The following is a 17,786-nucleotide window of genomic DNA, read 5'->3' as shown; positions in this document are numbered from 1 at the left end:
AATTTGGCAACGGCGATCGTAGTAGGTTGGGTATAACGAAGTGAAACCCAAGATCGGGATTATAGAGTTCTAGATGCGTAGCTCATCTATCGACGCATATATCGAAAACCAACATCAGTACCGCCTCTAAGCCCATAGGCAATTTGGATATTTAGCTGGCCCATTGCTTCTAAGTATCTGGCATTCTTGAGGACTCCCGCATCAACAGGCTCAAATCCAGCATCTTGGATCAACTTAGCAACGACATCTTTTGCCTCTGGATAATCTCCACAGTAAAATCCTGTGCCTTTATGTTCGCCAAAAGTTTGTTTTCCGGGTGCCATAACTTCAGCAAAAATCGTGTTGAATGCTTTGACAATTTTTGCTCCGGGAATCAATTTTGCAATTTCTTCTGCTGATGAAATTGGATGACCTAATGTGTTTGACATATAGTCTGGAACAAGGGGATTGGTGCAATCAATTACAATTTTTCCACTCAAATCGCCCAGTTCTACAATTACATCCTTTGTGACGTTGTTTGACCAAGGCGTTGCAATCACGATGACATCGGCATCTATGACAGCCTCAGCATAGGTTGTTCCGCTTGCATTTTTTCCCAAGGGTTCTGCGATCTCTTTTGCTTTGTTTGCGTCTCGTGAACCTAAAACCACTTGATGATGTGCTAAAACAAAGAGGTTGGCGAGGTTACTGCAAACATTACCACTGCCGATGACTGCAATTTTCATCTGTGCGATCCCTGTATTTGTGTATTGGGCAATGCGATTAAAATTAATTATATCTCTTTAACTTCTTAGCTATTATCTTCGGCATAGCCCCCTTCTCAGGGATGTTATTATCCTTTGTGGTTTGAAAGTGTGGTTTGAAAGAGCCTTTTGTTGTCTGCGATCGCGGACTTCGTTGAGCGATCGCCATTAATTATTCATCTCCCTATAACGCATAAATCATCAAATTTGTCAATAGGTAAGTTCAGAGTAACGCCGTCGTCCTGGTAAAGCTCTCCCTGGAACGGCGGCGTTACAAACAATGATGGGTAAGTCCGATATTATTTAGGCGTTTGTGCAGTCAAAGGTGTACACTTACCTCCCAACCCTTGAGCGATCGCACAAGTATTTTCAGCTAACATCCCCTCATAGGTATCAGCACCACTTCCAGGCGAACCCAACCCATCGCTGTAAAGTTCCTGGGCGGAAATTTTGACATTTGCCTCCCTAGCAACAGTCTCTATCAGCTTTGGGTTAACAGTTGTCTCCGCAAAAATCGTCGGTACTCCAGTTGACTTAATTTCCTCAGAAAGTTCTGCAATCCGTTTCGGCGTTGGTTGTTCTTCTGTGCTCACTCCCTGTAAAGCCCCAGTAATCTCTAAACCGTAGGCGTTGGCATAGTAACTTAAAGCATCATGGGTAGTAATTAACTTGCGTCTGTCGCTGGGTATGGTGGCAATTTGAGCCTTAATCCAACTATCCAACTGTTCTAACTCGCCAGTAAGTTTTTTGGCATTACGGCTGTAGAGTTCGGCATTGCTAGGAGCGAGCTTTTCCAATTCACCGCTAATCACCGCCACAATGCCAATACCATTCTTAGCATTATGCCAAACATGGGGATCGGCAACCAGTTCGCCTTCTTTATGGTTGGGGTCAGAGGTTTCTGTTTTCTCCTGAGTGTGGGACTCTTCCTCGTGTTCGTGTTCGTGTTCATCCCCCATCAAGGGTTTCGGAACAGCTTTCTCGTGGATGGCGATTTTGGGTGCAGCGTTGGTGGTGGATTGGATTAACTTCAGCAGTGTCGGTTCGTGGTTGTAACCGCCGTAAAAAATTAGGTTTGCTGTTTCAATCGCTTTGCGATCTTCTGGCTGAGCTTGATAAGTGTGGGGATCTTGACCTGGCTTGATTAAACAGGTCATATCGATCGTATCCTGGGCAATTTTGGTAGTGAGATCGCACAGAACACCAGTGGTAACAACTACTTTTGGCTTGGGTTGACTGGTTTGAGCTTGAGTTGAGGCGGGAGTAGTTTGGCTTTGGTTTGTATCGATCGGGGTTGAATTGTTGGTATTGGTGTCTCCAGCACTGCATCCAGCAAGTTCCAAGGCGATCGCCACAGCAGCAGCACCCCAAATTCGGCGAGTTTTTATTTGTAATCTCTTTAACATTTTCTGATTTAGAACGATAATCGTTATTAGTTGTTACTGTTATCCTATTCTAGGAGATATGGGAACAAGAATCGTTATCACAAAATCGGATTATGTTAGAAGTTCAAAACTTGGCCGTCAGTTATCAAGGGGAGTGCGCTCTCAAAAGTATTAGTTTCAAGTTAGAACCAGGACAGTTAGTTGGAGTCCTTGGCCCCAATGGAGCGGGGAAAAGTACCTTAGTAAAAGCGATGCTGGGATTAGTACCTATTCGGTGTGGTCGGGTGTTGTATGAAGGGCGACAGTTGAAGGATCAGTTACGGCGGGTTGCTTATGTACCGCAGCGATCGCAAATTGACTGGGACTATCCGGTGACAGTCTGGAATGTGGTGATGATGGCCCGCACAGTGCAGACAGGTTGGTTCCGCAAACCTTCTCGCCAGTCCCAAGAATTAGCTTCATCAGCATTGAAGCGAGTAGGGATGTGGGAATACCGATCGCGGCAAATTGGGGAACTATCAGGGGGACAACAGCAGCGGATATTTTTAGCGCGATCGCTCGCTCAGCAAGCAGATGTGTTTTTCTTTGACGAACCGTTTAACGCGATCGACAAAACCACAGAAGAGATCGTCTTCGATATTTTTCGAGAACTGAAAGCCCAAAATAAAACTTTGCTGGTAATTAGCCACGATTTAGGTGAAACTTTAAAACAATACGATCGTTTATTATTGATAAATAAGCAGCTAATTGCGGCAGGATTTCGTCGAGAAGTGCTAACCGCTGCTAATATTCAAAAAGCTTATGGGTACGATTTAAGTTTAGTTTCAGCCTGAGATTTTTTTAACTCATTGGACTTACGGTAATTGGTAATTGGTAATTGGTAATTGGTAATTGCTAATTGCTAATTGCTAATTGCTAATTGGGAAAAATCCCCCGTCTCTTCCTTCTTCCTTCTTCCTTCTTCCTTCTATCTAAGGTGCTTAAATGTTGGAATTGGTAATTGAACCATTGAAATTTGAGTTTATGAGAAACGCGATCGCGACGGGTATTTTATTGGGTATACTCTGCGCGGTTGTCGGCTCTTATTTAATTGTACAACAGATGGGTATGATTGTAGAAATGATTGCCCATTCAGTATTACCAGGATTACCAATTGCGTTTGTGTTTGGAATTAGTATTTCCATTGGAGCTTTTATATCTGGGGTCATCAGTGCTGTAATCATGGCTTGGATTCAGTCTCAATCTCGACTGAAAATTGATGCAGTGATGGCATTGATTTTGTCTACTTTTTTAGCCCTTAGCGTCGCTCTAATTAGCCTGTTAAAGACAACTAAATTAGACCTTCAAGGATTTCTTTTTGGTAATATATTGTCAGTATCGCCTGCTGATGTACAGCACACTTTTGCGATTACTGTAATAGTTTTGATTTTAGTCAAACTCTTTTACAAAGAACTATTATTTTATACCTTTGACAGAATGGGGGCTCAAGCGAGTGGTTTGCCAGTTAATTTGATTTATTTTGGGATGATTGCTGCGATTACGCTGACAATTGTAGCTAGTTTACAAACTGTTGGTGCGCTGCTAGTAATTTCTATGCTGATCGGGCCGGGAATTACTGCATATTTATTGGTAAAAGAACTACATTTAATGATGGTATTGGGAGCAATTTTAGGCAGTTTTGCTAGCGTAATAGGTATGTATTTCAGCTATCACTTGAATGTTCCATCTGGCCCTGGGATTGTCTTGGTAATTTTTGGATTGTTTTTGTTAGCTTTACTTTTCAGTCCTAGCCAAGGAATTTTTACTAGAAAGAGATTTCATGAGTAGCGTAACGCCGCCCTCTGGGCGGTAAAATACCGCCCAGAGGGCGGCGTTACGTAAGTCCTTAAGTGTTGACCGAAAACACATTGAAATTAGCACGATAATCTTGAGCGGATAAAACTCGCCAACTGGAATCACCTAACAATTCCAAAACGTATTGGTGATACTCAACTAAACTCGCACGGTGTCCGACGCTGATAAAAGTAGTTTTAGTTCCTTGTAAATGCTGATAGAGCGCCGCTTCATTTTTCAGATCCAAAGCACTTGTAGCTTCATCCAAAATAGCGTATGAAGGCTGCGTTAGTAACAAACGTGCAAAAGCAAGGCGCTGCTGTTCACCTAGTGACAAAATATCAGCCCACTCTAACTCTGCATCAAAACCACCCGCTCTCTCTGGTAAATCTGTTAAATTTACCAATTCTAAGGCATGGCGTAGTTCTTTCTCCTCAACTTTGCTGCTGGTATTGGGATAGAGCAGTTGCGATCGCAGACTCCCTAAAATCATATAAGGTCGCTGGGGCAAAAACAGCATTTCGTCAAGGTTTGGCCGCACCAAGCGACCTGTTCCGCTGTTCCACAAACCTGCGATCGCCCGCAGCAGAGAACTCTTACCCGCACCGCTTTGACCTACAATTAAAAGTCCTTCTCCTGGTCGCACTTCAACGGAAAGATCCCGAATCAAAGTCTTTTGGTGTTTCGGAGTTTCTAGAGTAATGTGTTCTAGTTTAAACTCAGAACTTACTTCAGAACTGACTACAGTATCAATTGTAGTTTCTCCTAACTTTTGTGCAGTTGTTTGTGCTTCCAGCGTATCTGTAAATACTGCCAAACGATTGATACTAGCAGCAAAAGTGCTCAACTCTTGAATCTGATCCACAATCACCGAAAAAGCATCCAAAACCTGATTGAAAGCAAAAGCAGCTTGACTGATATCCCCAAATTTTATTTGGCCAGCAAAGTAAGCAGGAGCTAGAAACAAAGCAGGAATAATCACCACTGCATATTTGTATCCTCTTGTAAAGTATCCCAGATTTCGTTGCCAGCCAATCAGCAAGTTAAAATTCCGAAATACTTCTACAAATCGCTGCTTGACTTGAGTTGATTCCTGCTCCTCTCCAGAGTAAAAGGCAATAGATTCAGCATTGTCGCGGACGTGAACTAATCCATAGCGAAAGTTAGCTTCTTTTTTAAGTTGATCGAAGTTTAGAGGGATTAATCTTTGACCAAAAATGGTAGTAACTATCGTACCAAAAATAGCATATACAATCAGGAAGACTGAAAGCTGTTTAGAGATAGACCAGAGAATCCCCGTGAAAGATATGATATCAATTACTGAACCAAGGATGATTAATAAAAATTTCACACTTGTGGTTGTGAAAGATTTGACATCTTCCGAAATTCGCTGATCTGGGTTGTCTATTTCATTTTTTCGAGCATTGATTTCATAATAAGCTCGATTCTGAAAATATTTATTAAGGAATTTATTAGTCATCCAATCTCGCCAGTAAAGGCTAAGTTTATCTTGGATGTACCTGTAAATCACCACAATTGGAGTACCGACTACAAAAACCCCTGCATAGACAAAAAGATATTTCCAGTAGTTGGGTGCATCTTTCCCGGCTAGTGCTGTTTGAAAAAAGTTGCCGACATAACTTATTACTACATTAAGACCGCTGACAGAAAACGATAAGATTAAAAGCAGAGTTAACAATCCCCATTGCTGCCATCGCGGTATTAACCTGCTTCTAAAAAAGACAAATGCGCCCAATGGCAAAATCAGCATTAAAGCAAATATCAGGATCGCAGGGGAATTAATAATGCTTTTTATCAGTGTTGCTAAGCCAGCGGCGATACTGTTGAAAAATTCGGGGAAAAGAGCTTGAGTTCCTAAACAAACAGCGCTGACAACTACAAACATTGCAGCGAATAGAAATACGATCAGCAGCACGAGCAATCCTAGGAAGGCTGTGCCACTCCTTGGTTCGAGAGGATAAAAGTAAGGCTGTGCGATCGCTAAAAATCGCTTCCATAACTGACGATCAAATCGATTCATCTTTGCTTTCAGAAGAACTACTTAGGCTGTTTTAAGATATCAAGAGTCTTGACAAAATGCTAGAGGATCTCTTGGAACTGGAGATGGCGACAAGAAAAACAAGTTAGTAGGTTAGGTGGAGGGTAGCGTCACCCAACAAAGCACTTCTGTTGGGTTTTGGTAGGCTACGACAACGTGGTTTTGAGGTGAAAATAGTAAGTAATTTTCCCATCTTCCCCATCCTCCCCATCTCCCCCATCTTCCCCATCTCCCCCATCTTCCCCATCTCCCCCATCTTCCCCATCTCCCCTATCTTCCCTATCTCCCCCATCCTATCTTCCCCATCTGACTAGGAAATTGGCCCGGAAGAAGTTGCATTCCCGTTTGCCAAATCCTCCTGCGGTTTACTTTTTAAGTGTTGCTGGCTAATCCCCAAACTAACTTGCTTCATCAGCCAATATAAGCAGGTAATCACTAGAAAGGTTACAACCATCACCAAAACAGGACGCTTGCCGATGAGATCGTTCATGACGGTGTTAACAAGCTCGTCGGGGTTAGTGATGATGTCCCAACTGTTGAAACGTATAAATCGTCCTAGATAAATGCCAATAGCACAAAGACCGTGTACGATTAACTCGGCGACTAAGATGAATTGACCCAAACCCTGTTGCTTCAAGTAATAACCTAAGTTAATCACAGATAAGACATAGGCTTCAAAACCTACGACCATAAATAGTAGATATTGGGGAATTAAGGCAAGGGTAATAACCCAAACTGAGTACCCCCAGCGAATTTGGTCGATCAGGTGAATGATATCTGTTAAAACGTAGGGTGCATTTGGTAGGAAGGCGATGAAGGCGAGAAAACCACCCCACCAGCGGAGAGAGCGAGCTCCGCGCTGTCGTAAGACCCAGATATCCAGAGCCATCAGTAGCACCGTGATGACGATCGCGCCAAGTACGTAAGTTTTGCCGAGATCTCGGATCAGGTGAACTCCATAGGCCACAACATGGCGGGTATTGGGCAAGAAAGTTGCCCCTAAGAGGAATGCTGTACCCCACAGCAGAAAGCGCGATCGCGGTCGGTAAAATAGTAAAAAACTCACGGCTAAGGGTACTAATGCTAGAAACAAATTCCAAGACATCCAGCGTCCATTGTGTGCCATTGCCCGCCAGGACTCAGCGATCAAAGCAATCAGTTCATATTTCATAGCTTTTTCACGGAACGATCTACTCTTGTGGGATAGTTACAGATTGATGCAGCATCATATCGCTAAAGGGTTATTTCGATTTTAGATTGGATAAAATAGGGTTAAGATTGGGTCAACAGCGTTCCAACTTAAGCACTGATAGAGTTTCAGCTTTTTTAGGACTTACGCTCAGGGCTCCAGAAACCGGGTTTTTGAGAGAATATGTGGGTCACGCAGAAGGCAGGAGGTAGAAGGCTCTTATGTAGGAGGCAGGTAGAACGAAGTATTTTCGTAAAAAAACTGCTGGTTGAGCGAAGCCGAAACCCGGTTTATGAGGTTGGGTGCGTAAATCCTGTTTTTCTCAGCTTGATTTAGCGGCAGTCAATCTGCTAATTTTTAATTTTTAATTTTTAATTTTCAATTCATTACGGGTTTTGCCGAATTGGAATCTCAATTATAAAGGTTGTTCCTTGACCGACTTCTGAAACACAATCTAGTTTACCTTTATGTTGTTCTACCACAATTTGGTAGCTAATTGACAGTCCTAAGCCAGTACCTTTGCCGACTGCTTTTGTTGTAAAAAATGGGTTAAAAATTTGAGCTTTTACTGCTTCCGGCATTCCTGAACCGTTGTCGGTAATTTGAACGATCGCTGTTTCGCGATCGCTAACTTTAGTACAGATGTCAATCCGACCCAAATTAGCTTTTATTTGCTCAACAGATTGCCCTTTAAATCTCTGCTCAATCGCATCGATCGCATTGGCGATTACATTCATAAAAACTTGATTTAGCTGACCAGCATAGCACTCCACCAGTGGCAGAGCGCCAAACTGTTTGACTAACTGAATCTCAGGATAGTTATTTTTCCCTTTAAAACGGTTCTGTAAAATCAACAATGTACTCTCAATGCCTTCATGAATGTCAACCTGCTTCATGTCAGATTCATCTAACCGCGAAAAGTTTCGCAGAGATAAGACAATCGAGCGGATGCGCTCAGTTCCGACTTTCATTGATGATAAAATTTTGGCTAAATCTTCATTTAGAAATTCTAACTCAATCTCTTCAATTCGATCTACGATTTCGCCGCTGGGTTGGGGATATTTCTGCTGATATAATTCTAGCAGACCGAGTAATTCTTGAACGTAATCATTGACATAGGTGATGTTACCATGTATAAAATTGACAGGGTTATTAATTTCGTGAGCAATACCTGCAATTAATTGCCCCAACGAAGACATTTTTTCAGTTTGAATCAATTGAGCTTGAGTAGAGCGCAATTGCACAAGGGTCTTTTCAAGTTGTTGCGATTTTTCTCGTTCTCGCATTTCACTTTGTCGTAATGCTTCTTCCGCTTGTTTGCGATCGCTAATATCGGTATGGGAACCAACCACTCGCACGGGTTTTCCCTCTTCATCCCATAGTGCTTTCCCTCGACCTAGAATCCATTTGTAGCTTCCATCTTTGCACCGATGGCGATGCTCTGTGACGTAATAGGGGGTTTTCTGATTGAGGTGATCTTGCATAGCGTCCATCACCAAATTAAGATCGTCTGGATGCACAATGGCCGTCCATTCATCTAGCTGATTTCCGATTTCATGGTCTTCATATCCTACTATTTCTTTAGACCGGGCAGATGTAAATAGTTCATTAGTTTTGATATTCCAATCCCAGATACCATCACTGTTGCCTTTAAGCGCTAACTGCCAGCGTTCTTCACTTTGACGCAAGGCTTCCTCAGCTTGTTTCCGATCGCTAATATCAGTAATTAAACCATGCCAGATACTATCTCCATTGCCTAAATCTTCAGGCTGAGAAATGGATTGAATCCATTTGATCTTGCCTGACAGTAGAACAAATCGGCCTTCCCAATCCCAAGGTTGTAGAGTTTGAGCGGCACGAGCAACTAATTGCTCGTAATACTCCCGCTCATCAGGGTGGATTAGATCGTGTATTAAAGTTATATTTTGTTTAACCGTTTCTGGCTCTAACTCAAAGATTTCACGGCAAGCAGGACTTATATAAGGATAGCTCGCAGAACCATCTGCACGCAACAGAAATTGGTAAAGCATTCCCGGCACATTAGCTGAAAGATGTTGAAATTTTGCCTCGCTTTCCCGCAATGCTTCTTCAGCAAGTTTACGAGCTGTAATATCTGCAATTGAGCCAACCATTCGCACTGGTAGTCCCTCTTCATTTCGCAGTGCTTTGGCTCTACCCAAAATCCATTTGTAGCTGTCATCTTTGCAGCGAATACGATACTCGGCAATGAAATAGGGAGTTTTTCCCTCTAGGTTATCTTGGCCTGCATTTATCACCCTGTCAAGATCGTCTGGATGTAGGAGGCTATACCAAGCATTTAAGTCATTTTCTATTTCCCACTCTTCAAACCCTAACATTTCCTTGCAACGAGAAGACATGAATAGTTCATTATTTCTTGGATTCCAATCCCAGATTCCATCATTAGTACCCTTGAGAGCTAATTGCCAACGTTCTTCGCTCTTTCTTAATTCTTCCTCAGCTTGTTCTCTCTCTGCAATCTGTGTCTGCAATTGCTTCAACACTTGCTTTAAATTTGCTGTTCGCTTTTCAACTCGATTTTCTAGTTCTTCGTTGGCTCTTTGGAGGGCGATTTCTGCCTGTTTGCGTTCAGTAATATCTCGCGAAATCCCAATCACTCCGAGTGCATTTCCTTCCGAGTCACGGTATACGCTTTTCGTAGTGAGAAAACTCCGTATTTCACCCCTGAGTGCAAAATCTTGTGAATAAGTAAGCGATTTTCCAGTAGCAATAATTTGGCGATCTATTTCTAGGAACTCCTGAGCAATTTCCGGCGATAATAACTCCGAATCGCTGTTACCGATAACTTCTTCTGGCTGTCTGTCAAAAGCCTCGATCGTGGCACTGTTAGCGAGTACATAGCGTCCCTGAAGATCGCGGACATAAATTGGATCTGGAATACTTTCAATGACTGCTTGCAAGAGAGTGTAACTTTCTTTTTGGGCTTTTTCTGCTTGTTTGCGACGGCTAATATCATTACCAATAGCTAGGATTTCTTTAAAGCATCCGTTGTCATCCACAAGCGCTTTATTTCGCCACGAAACCCAGACTAACTCTCCATTTTTGCGGATATTTTCGTGTTCGTTGCAAATATATTTTTCTGGGTGTTGTAAGATATCTTCACCCATTGCTGCCAGGTCATTTCCAGAGGAATCTGTATGAGGAATAATTGTTCCTATTGCATTTTTGCCGATAATTTCTTCCTCCGAGTATCCAAAGAATCTTTGGGAAAATTCGTTAAAAAAGGTAATTTTACCAACGGCATCTACTTTGACAATAATGCTATTAGCATTTTCCACCAGTTCGCGATATTTAACTTCGCTTTCTCGAAGTTTTCCGGTTGTCTCTTGTACAATTTCTCGTAATTTTATGGGTTCGCGCGTCCATTTAAACACTAAAAGTCCTGTCAATACTGCTACTAACGCGCTGCCAATTCGTACCCACAAAGCTTTAGCTTTTGGAATCTCTGGGTGGACGTAGATTTGAGCGACTAAATTCTGGGCGACAAATCGCTGCGAGTTTAAATTACCTTTGAAATTTACCGGAACTATACTTAAATCTTTTACCGTATCAACGCGGTTTTTCTGCTGCAATTGCTCTTGTTCTGAGCAATCTAGCAACCAGATACTTGACCCAATCACTGCTACTGCTGAAAGTGCTGCTAAGTAAGGGGCGAATCGGAATTTCATAAGCTGAGTTTTAGCTAATGGTTTCCAGTAGAACTAGATTTATTGTGAAAATGAGATTTTGCTGTGGAACTTTGATATCTTATTTATGGGGTTCTAGCACTTATGCAAGCAGTGTATTGTGATCTCAGTCTGGCTTTCGATTTAAATATATACAGGTTAAACTGGAGTTAGTAATTCTTAATTTTTTTCAAGAGAGTGAATCAGAGCGTGGAAAATTTAATGCAAGAGCATTTGGCGGAGGCGATCGCATCCTTTAGCGATCGCGTGGATTATCTCGAAATTCGCACTGAACAGAGCGAGTCAACGGCAATTAGTTTTCGCGGCCCGCAGTTGGATGGCGTTAACCGCAGTTTTTCCCTCGCTGGCGGCATCCGCGCCTGTCATAAGGGGGGATGGAGTTTTGTGACTTTCAATGGCTTAGCTGAGTTAAAAAACCGCATTGAGGAAGCTATTTCTCAAGCTCATTTAGTGGGTACAGAAACTACTAAGTTGGCAGAAGTTACCCCCATTCAAGATTATGTTGCTGTGGAATTTGGTCGCGATCCGCGCACTGTATCTCTGGAAGAAAAGCGCTCTTTGATGCAGAATTATAATCAAATCTTGCTGGATTTTGACCCGCGAATTCAGACGACGATGATAGGTTACAGCGATCGCTTTGGGATTACTTATTTTGTCAATTCTCAAGGTACTTCTATCGCTCAAGAACGCTTGGATGTGACGGGGCGTTTTGGCGCGATCGCGCGGGGAGAAGATGGTGTCGTCCGCCAAGGTTTTGAGTCGATCCACTCGCGCTCGGATTACAATGTTCTGGCGAATGTTGAAGACCAAGTGAAATCCGCCGCACTCAGAGCTGTTAAGCAGTTGGAGGCAAAACCGGTTAAGGGCGGTCAATACACTGTAATTTTAGATCCCTACCTTTCCGGCGTGTTTATTCACGAAGCTTTCGGTCATTTGTCGGAAGCTGACGGTATTTACGAAAATCCTAGAATGCAGGAGTTACTAACTCTGGGAAAACCGTTAGCAATTGCACAGTTAAATGTGGTTGATGATGCAACTTTGCCGGGACTTCCCGGAACTCTAAAATACGATGATGAAGGTGTACCAGCACAGTGCAAGTATTTAATTAAAGATGGAGTTTTGACGACAAGAATGCACAATCGCGAAACTGCCGGCAAAATGGGTGAAGTACCAACGGGAAATGCTCGTGCTTTGAGTGCAGGTTATCCCCCAATTGTGAGAATGACGAATACTGCGATCGCATCAGGCGAACATTCTTTAGAAGAGATGCTTGCTGATATTGAGGAAGGCGTTTATGCAGTGCGGATGTTAGGCGGACAAACCAATGGGGAAATGTTTACCTTCGCGGCGGCGGAAGGTTATATGATCCGTAATGGTCGTTTGGCTGAACCTGTAAGCGATGTGACGCTGACGGGAAATGTGTTTCAGACGTTAAAAGATATTGAGGCGATCGGTAATGACTCGGTTTATGCTTACGGCGGTTGCGGGAAAGGTGGTCAAGGTGGCTTACCCGTGAGTGTCGGCGGCCCCCATTTGCGGATTAAAAATGTCGTCGTCGGGGGACGTTAGGGATCTCTTGAGCGGGGAAACGGGAGATTTTCGAGTTAAGGGTTAACGGTTAACCGTTAACCCTTAACCGTTAACAAAAAAGCCCGGTTTCTTGAGGAAACCGGGTTTTGTTTAAACCAACTAAGAGAGGAGAGAACACTGAACAACAAGAAGTTAGGGGCATTACGTAGCCTGTAGACAACTCTTTGATGATTAAGCAAAGGCAATCTCTTGTTGTGGCTGCCTTAAAGCTTTCTCATTTCATCTTCTAGGATGCGGATTAAATTTTCATCACCGTTAGCTTTGGCTACGTCTAAGCGATGCAGCAGTCTCTTGTGGAGGTTTGCACGGTGGGTTTCAGCTACCTTTGTCAAGTTTCTTTGGCCAATTCTGTTCATGGTGAACATTCCCTTCGTCTCATTTGTGTATTCTTATATTCCTAATATAACGTGGTGATGTGAAAAGTGCATAGCAGATTTACCAAAACTTCATACTCTGGGTAAGTTATTGACTTTTTAGCTCGATTCGGCTATCTTTATACGCAACTCTTCATTAGCAGTTTCAGCAATTAATGAGTAACAGAAACAGGACTTACTGCGATCGCGTGTAAGTCCTAAGTAATTGACAAAAATTTACCCAAATCTATCTAAATCACTTATCTAAAGGTAAACTAGGAGCGGCTGGAGGTACAACTCGACGGTGAACGGTTGCTTTATGGCTTTCCCGTAAAGTTTGCATTTCCACTGCGATCGCCTCAAATTCTACTTCTAAACTTCCGAATGCAATTTCTAACTCCGCGATCGCCTCAATATTCCCTAACCCATTCGGCGAAAACTCCGCGATCCAACGCGGCCCATCTAAAATTACGTAACTTTGGCGATCGTAAACCCAGATTTTCACATAAATCCGAGGCATCAGCTCCGGTAAACGAACGCGGACTTTAATTAATCTTCCAGCGACAATTTCCTTACTAAGTACGTCCAAAACTGGAGTCGGCACCGGCTCCTCTTCGGGTAAAATATAAGGGATACGCTGAGTTTGCTCCTGTTGTCGATCGCTCTCCACCTCTACTTTCGCCTTTTTCGCCTGTCGCGGCGGTAGGGGATCGTCAAATACGACAAACTCTCTTGCTACCCAGTCAGGTTTACCCGGAGTTGGGGGATTAGTTTCGCGATCGCCACCCTTAATTTCTTCGTCCTCTGGGATTGATTTTCCCTCCCCTCCATCCGCACTCAAAATCTCTCCCGAACCCTCTTCCCCCTTTATATCCAGGCTTTCCGGCGAGGGTGGCATACTTGCCTTCAACCATTCCGAAAATTCAGTATCATTCGCTAAAGAGCTCAGTCGCGTCAAAAACCGATCTTGCAGTTTTAAACTTCTAAATCCCTGTTCTACCGCAGGTAGAGAATCGGCTAACTTTGGTTCTGACATCATTAAACCACTGTCTGATTCCCGATCTCCATCCTGTTCTGAATTAGCAGACGCTTCAGAAGTAATACTAGGGTTAGGATTGCCATTTTTTCCCTCTGACTCCCCCGCCAGCGATGTTATTAACAGATCGCTGAAAGTAGGAGTCGATTTGAACAGAGGTACTACCTTTGATTCCTCAGTTTTTGACTTTTTCTCTACATTAGCTTCCTCAGTTTTTGACTTTTTCTCTAAATTTGCCGCTAATTCTAATAGAGGGGCAATTTCTGAGGAAACAATTTTACCGCTACCATCGCTAAGTCCATGACCAAACGCAGGTAAATCTAAAGATTGGTTGGCAGTAATTGCACCTGGGCGAGTTGTAATTTGAGGAGGGAGTTGTCCTCGTGGTGAAAGGGGAAATTCCGAAGGCGTAGCTTCTTTCAGAGTTTCTGTCAGATTACTAAAAGATTGATTTAGGCTGACTTCATCCTGCTTTGCTAATGTTTCGGGAGTAGTTGCTTGATGATTTTCTTCACTAAAATTTTGTACAATTACCTCCAGTAAATTTTCCAAACCTGCCGTAATCGTAAAAGATTCCGTCGCTAATGGCGTAGTACCGTCCAACAACACTGCTTCTCCCAACATTAAACGGGTTTTGCACTCAGAAGGTAGGTAAATCACGCAGGCAAAAATACAGGGAGAAAGCTGCTGGGGCAAAGGTTGTCTAGTATCGACTAAAACTTTGGCAGTTTGGGGATCGCGAAGGCAAATTTGTACTTCTAATTTCGCGATCGCTCTTTGCAATCGTTCTGCTTGAATTTCAGCAGTGAGAGTTTTGCTGTTAGATAATTCCGAGTTTTCTACAATCTCAACTTGCCCATAAATAATCAAAGGTTGACCTAATTGAGCCACATAGCTTTGCTTTTCTAAGGTCAACCGCAGGTCAAATTCCGATAAGGACAAATTATCCAATGCAGAATTTGCTGGTGAAACTGATAGTTTCTTGGCTGTAGATTGTAACTCCTCTAGTTTTAGCTTTGTTTGAGCAGTAACAGGTTTTGGAGAAGTCCTTTCAGCATTATCAACAGAAGTTTCTACCTGTATAGCCTCGATTTTTTCTGATGCGGCGGGGTTAGACGGTTCTACTTCCTGGGTATTGGCGATATCTTCGGCTGACTTCGCGATCGCGGATGCTGAGGGTTGAGAAATTGGGGTTTGTTCCTCTGGTTGAGAAACTGCGATCGTCGATGTAGAACCCTCATTAGTGGGGCTAAAAGACTCTTCTAACTCTAAATCCTCTTCAGTCGGCAAAACTTGCAACTGAACCGTATGCTGGCTAGTTTGCCCTGAATCTGCGTCTAAATTTGCCAAACAGCAGAGTTCCCAAATCCCAGGTTTCAGGCTAGTGTAGGGAATGACAACCATCAACCCTTCCGGGTTAGTCCGAGTCGAACGCTTCTGGACTCGTCGCTGGGGGGGTACTTCATCCGTAAGTTGATGAGTAATGCGAACTTCGATCTCCGCATTGACAAGCAGAGAACGGGCTACAACGCGGTAGCGGCCTTCTAGAATTTCCACATCGGGCGATTCCAGAGGCAACCAGGCGCGATCGCCTTCCTTCTGTAGCAGAAATTCCCAGTTTTCCATGAGTGGCTACAGCACACGAAACAGCTAGTATCATCCAGAATACCATGTTTGGTAGCACTTTGTAATTAAAAATTAAAAATTAAAAATTAAAACTGTCTGTGATTACCAGTTAAGCTGTGCTAGGTTACTTGATGAAGGCGCGATCTCCGATCTTGTAGGATGAAAATTAGTTTTTGTTTCGATATTTTGAATAGCGGTCATCAACTGATAACGATTGGCTTCAGTAGAGAGCAAATACTCTGTCGCATCTTGTGAAATAGATTGGCTAGTATTCGTCTCAACACCATCTTGTTCAACTAAAACAATCACTTCAACAACAATTCCTTCTGCTAACTCAGACGTTTGAATTTCAATTTTGCCATTCTTGCCAACGACCACTTGCTGTTTAATGCCATTTAACACGATCAAACCCTCATGGTGCTAGATATCACATTACTTTTAGATTAGCACGAGATTAATATATAAGTAGTTGGACATCACTAAACGCTTATATAACTTGTAGGGTGGGCGCTCTCCGAAACCATATTAGCTACTCGTGACAAGATTTTTGCGGTGAGCGCCCACCTTACGCTTATTGTTTGTAACGCCGCCCTCTAATTGGTATCTTTACCATCCAGAGGGCGGCGTTAGGTAAGATAACAACCAACAACCAACAACTAACAACTAACAATTACCAAGGACTTCCAATCATACTAAAAGCCGCCCAATAGTAAGGATGAGATAGATTTTCGTTCCCAATTTCTGCAAACTCAGGCGGTAAAATCACCCCACCTCTAGAACTTTGTAACTGACCATTTTCCAAACGCACTTTACCCTGAATCATCGCAATTTGAGCCTGCCGCAACGCCTCAGCCTTAATAGGTGCAGTCCGCAACTGATGGTAAAATTCGCTCATCAAGGCTAAAGTCCCGGCATCGCTAACATACCAAACACTAGCTAAAGCCGATTTCACACCCGCCTGTACCGCTAAACCCGCAAATCCTAACTCCACATCCTTATCACCTAAAGCAGTGCGACAAGCACTCAAAACTAACAGTTCCACAGGCGGATTATTCCAACCCAACTGCCTCATTTGATCTAAACGTAAGGGAGTATCCCAAAACTGAATATAGGAATTATTAGGAGTTCCCGCCTTAAACTCTGCATGGGTTGCTAAATGAATAATACCAAAACGTTGCCGCAACCGCTCCGACTGTAAATTAACTAAAGTAAAATCTTCATTGAGAAAAGATTCACCCGGCCACAATTGAGCAATTGTCTTTAATTCTAATGGTACAGCCGGTAAAGGTTGTTGATCGGAAAAATTAGAAAAATCTGATGCCCCCATTGCTAAAACTTTCGAGCTTTTGAGGTCAGCATACTTAGATTCTGTAAATTTGAAAGCAGGAATGCGAGCTATACTGTACTTTTCTGTGAGAAAACGAGTGCCGTCATGCAAAGCTGACAGAGGTAAAGTACGCAGTCCACTACCAACACAAAAAAGTAATGTATCAATCTTTTGAGCTTGTAAATTTAATTCCAGAGGTGCAATTATCCACTCGTAAAGTTGCTGAGCAGTGCTTAAATAGCTAGTAGTATTGATTTTCCTCGGATTAGTAATTTGAGAAATAAAGTCTTTAACAACTGGAAGCAAAGCCTCGCGTTTAGCTGCGGGTACACTTTGGCGGAAGGGAGGGCGATCGGGAGTGAGTAATAGTAATTCCAGTTGATCTGCGCGGGGGAGAATATAGATTAGAGCGGGCTTTTTCTTAGTTTGAACAGCGAGACGAGAAAGAGTTTGTGCTATTTGGTCAGCAGTCTGTGGCTGAGTTGAGAAATTTTCTTTAAAATATGACTGATATTGATTTTCCCAATCTTGCTCGATGCGGTCTACAGCCTCAGCATAGTTTCCTGCATCCAGAAGATTTCTCATTGTCGGATATTCAAGCACATCTGTGCTACTGTTTTGAGCAAAAGTCAGGGGAATACTTAAGCTCAACAAAAAGCTCAACAAGAACAAATTAAGGAGTAAAAAGTAGAAAAGTTTGATTTTACGCATAGATATAAAATAAATCCAAATTTTTTTCAATGATACTGCTATTTTCATAGGATTGAAGCCCAGATCGGGGAAGGGAAAAATACATTTCTATTTAAAAATAGCTCTCCAGCTTATTTTTAACCAGAATTTTCGCATAACTACTCTTCGATCTAACAGGAAAGGCGAGTTGAGCTGACATAAGCAATCTCAACAGCATAAATCCTTGATAA

The 17,786-nt window shown here is 42.8% G+C and carries 12 protein-coding genes; 3 read left to right on the top strand and 9 right to left on the bottom strand.

The genetic code is table 11. The annotated features are described in order from the left end of the window. Positions 1 to 86: 86 nt before the first annotated feature. Positions 87 to 758: an NADPH-dependent F420 reductase gene (locus tag OSCIL6407_RS0115425; protein ID WP_267879551.1), complete on the bottom strand. Its 672-nt coding sequence runs from the start codon at positions 756 to 758 to the stop codon at positions 87 to 89. Between the two features lie 284 nt (positions 759 to 1,042). After that, complete coding sequence (locus OSCIL6407_RS0115415) at positions 1,043 to 2,149, bottom strand: metal ABC transporter solute-binding protein, Zn/Mn family (protein ID WP_007358129.1); 1,107 nt, start codon at positions 2,147 to 2,149, stop codon at positions 1,043 to 1,045. Between the two features lie 92 nt (positions 2,150 to 2,241). Between OSCIL6407_RS0115415 and OSCIL6407_RS0115410 the strand changes: the two genes are divergently transcribed. Next, positions 2,242 to 2,961, top strand: a complete 720-nt coding sequence (locus tag OSCIL6407_RS0115410; protein ID WP_007358128.1) for a metal ABC transporter ATP-binding protein — start codon at positions 2,242 to 2,244, stop codon at positions 2,959 to 2,961. 151 nt (positions 2,962 to 3,112) lie between these two features. Continuing rightward, complete coding sequence (locus OSCIL6407_RS0115405) at positions 3,113 to 3,955, top strand: metal ABC transporter permease (RefSeq protein ID WP_007358127.1); 843 nt, start codon at positions 3,113 to 3,115, stop codon at positions 3,953 to 3,955. Positions 3,956 to 4,013: 58 nt separating this feature from the next. On the opposite strand, the gene OSCIL6407_RS0115400 is transcribed toward OSCIL6407_RS0115405, so the two are convergent. The 3 genes from OSCIL6407_RS0115400 to OSCIL6407_RS0115385 all read right to left on the bottom strand — a co-directional run bounded on the left by OSCIL6407_RS0115400 (position 4,014) and on the right by OSCIL6407_RS0115385 (position 10,916). Beyond that, positions 4,014 to 6,002 (bottom strand): ABC transporter ATP-binding protein/permease, encoded by a 1,989-nt coding sequence (locus OSCIL6407_RS0115400; RefSeq protein ID WP_007358126.1) that lies wholly within the window; start codon positions 6,000 to 6,002, stop codon positions 4,014 to 4,016. Positions 6,003 to 6,330: 328 nt separating this feature from the next. Next, a complete protein-coding gene (locus OSCIL6407_RS0115390) occupies positions 6,331 to 7,191 on the bottom strand; it encodes a DUF1361 domain-containing protein (RefSeq protein ID WP_007356096.1) in 861 nt (286 codons plus the stop codon). A gap of 404 nt (positions 7,192 to 7,595) precedes the next feature. After that, positions 7,596 to 10,916: a PAS domain S-box protein gene (locus OSCIL6407_RS0115385; RefSeq protein WP_007356097.1), complete on the bottom strand. Its 3,321-nt coding sequence runs from the start codon at positions 10,914 to 10,916 to the stop codon at positions 7,596 to 7,598. 219 nt (positions 10,917 to 11,135) lie between these two features. Here OSCIL6407_RS0115385 and OSCIL6407_RS0115380 point away from each other — a divergent pair, with 219 nt between their 5' ends. Continuing rightward, entirely contained in the window at positions 11,136 to 12,503 is a 1,368-nt protein-coding gene (locus tag OSCIL6407_RS0115380; protein ID WP_007356098.1) for a TldD/PmbA family protein, read from the top strand. A 224-nt stretch (positions 12,504 to 12,727) separates the two neighbouring features. On the opposite strand, the gene pirA is transcribed toward OSCIL6407_RS0115380, so the two are convergent. The 4 genes from pirA to OSCIL6407_RS0115360 form a co-directional block, all read right to left on the bottom strand. Continuing rightward, positions 12,728 to 12,880 carry an arginine synthesis PII-interacting regulator PirA gene (gene pirA / locus OSCIL6407_RS36260; RefSeq protein ID WP_007356099.1) on the bottom strand — a complete coding sequence of 51 codons (153 nt, stop codon included), beginning with the start codon at positions 12,878 to 12,880 and terminating at the stop codon, positions 12,728 to 12,730. Positions 12,881 to 13,133: 253 nt separating this feature from the next. Further along, positions 13,134 to 15,539 carry a hypothetical protein gene (locus tag OSCIL6407_RS0115370; protein WP_007356100.1) on the bottom strand — a complete coding sequence of 802 codons (2,406 nt, stop codon included), beginning with the start codon at positions 15,537 to 15,539 and terminating at the stop codon, positions 13,134 to 13,136. A gap of 102 nt (positions 15,540 to 15,641) precedes the next feature. Beyond that, complete coding sequence (locus OSCIL6407_RS0115365; RefSeq protein ID WP_007356101.1) at positions 15,642 to 15,941, bottom strand: hypothetical protein; 300 nt, start codon at positions 15,939 to 15,941, stop codon at positions 15,642 to 15,644. Positions 15,942 to 16,209: 268 nt separating this feature from the next. After that, a complete protein-coding gene (locus tag OSCIL6407_RS0115360; RefSeq protein ID WP_019487402.1) occupies positions 16,210 to 17,577 on the bottom strand; it encodes a CHAT domain-containing protein in 1,368 nt (455 codons plus the stop codon). Positions 17,578 to 17,786: the final 209 nt, after the last annotated feature.

Origin of the sequence: Kamptonema formosum PCC 6407, assembly GCF_000332155.1 — a bacterium.
Taxonomy (GTDB): Bacteria; Cyanobacteriota; Cyanobacteriia; order Cyanobacteriales; family Microcoleaceae; genus Kamptonema; species Kamptonema formosum.
This window is presented reverse-complemented; position numbering and strand designations above follow the sequence as displayed.

Coding starts and splice junctions, on each gene's coding strand:
- OSCIL6407_RS0115415 (WP_007358129.1), bottom strand. CDS start 2,149: ATGTTAAAGAGATTACAAATAAAAACTCGCCGAATTTGGGGTGCTGCT.
- OSCIL6407_RS0115410 (WP_007358128.1), top strand. CDS start 2,242: ATGTTAGAAGTTCAAAACTTGGCCGTCAGTTATCAAGGGGAGTGCGCT.
- OSCIL6407_RS0115405 (WP_007358127.1), top strand. CDS start 3,113: ATGTTGGAATTGGTAATTGAACCATTGAAATTTGAGTTTATGAGAAAC.
- OSCIL6407_RS0115400 (WP_007358126.1), bottom strand. CDS start 6,002: ATGAATCGATTTGATCGTCAGTTATGGAAGCGATTTTTAGCGATCGCA.
- OSCIL6407_RS0115390 (WP_007356096.1), bottom strand. CDS start 7,191: ATGAAATATGAACTGATTGCTTTGATCGCTGAGTCCTGGCGGGCAATG.
- OSCIL6407_RS0115385 (WP_007356097.1), bottom strand. CDS start 10,916: ATGAAATTCCGATTCGCCCCTTACTTAGCAGCACTTTCAGCAGTAGCA.
- OSCIL6407_RS0115380 (WP_007356098.1), top strand. CDS start 11,136: ATGCAAGAGCATTTGGCGGAGGCGATCGCATCCTTTAGCGATCGCGTG.
- pirA (WP_007356099.1), bottom strand. CDS start 12,880: ATGAACAGAATTGGCCAAAGAAACTTGACAAAGGTAGCTGAAACCCAC.
- OSCIL6407_RS0115370 (WP_007356100.1), bottom strand. CDS start 15,539: ATGGAAAACTGGGAATTTCTGCTACAGAAGGAAGGCGATCGCGCCTGG.
- OSCIL6407_RS0115360 (WP_019487402.1), bottom strand. CDS start 17,577: ATGCGTAAAATCAAACTTTTCTACTTTTTACTCCTTAATTTGTTCTTG.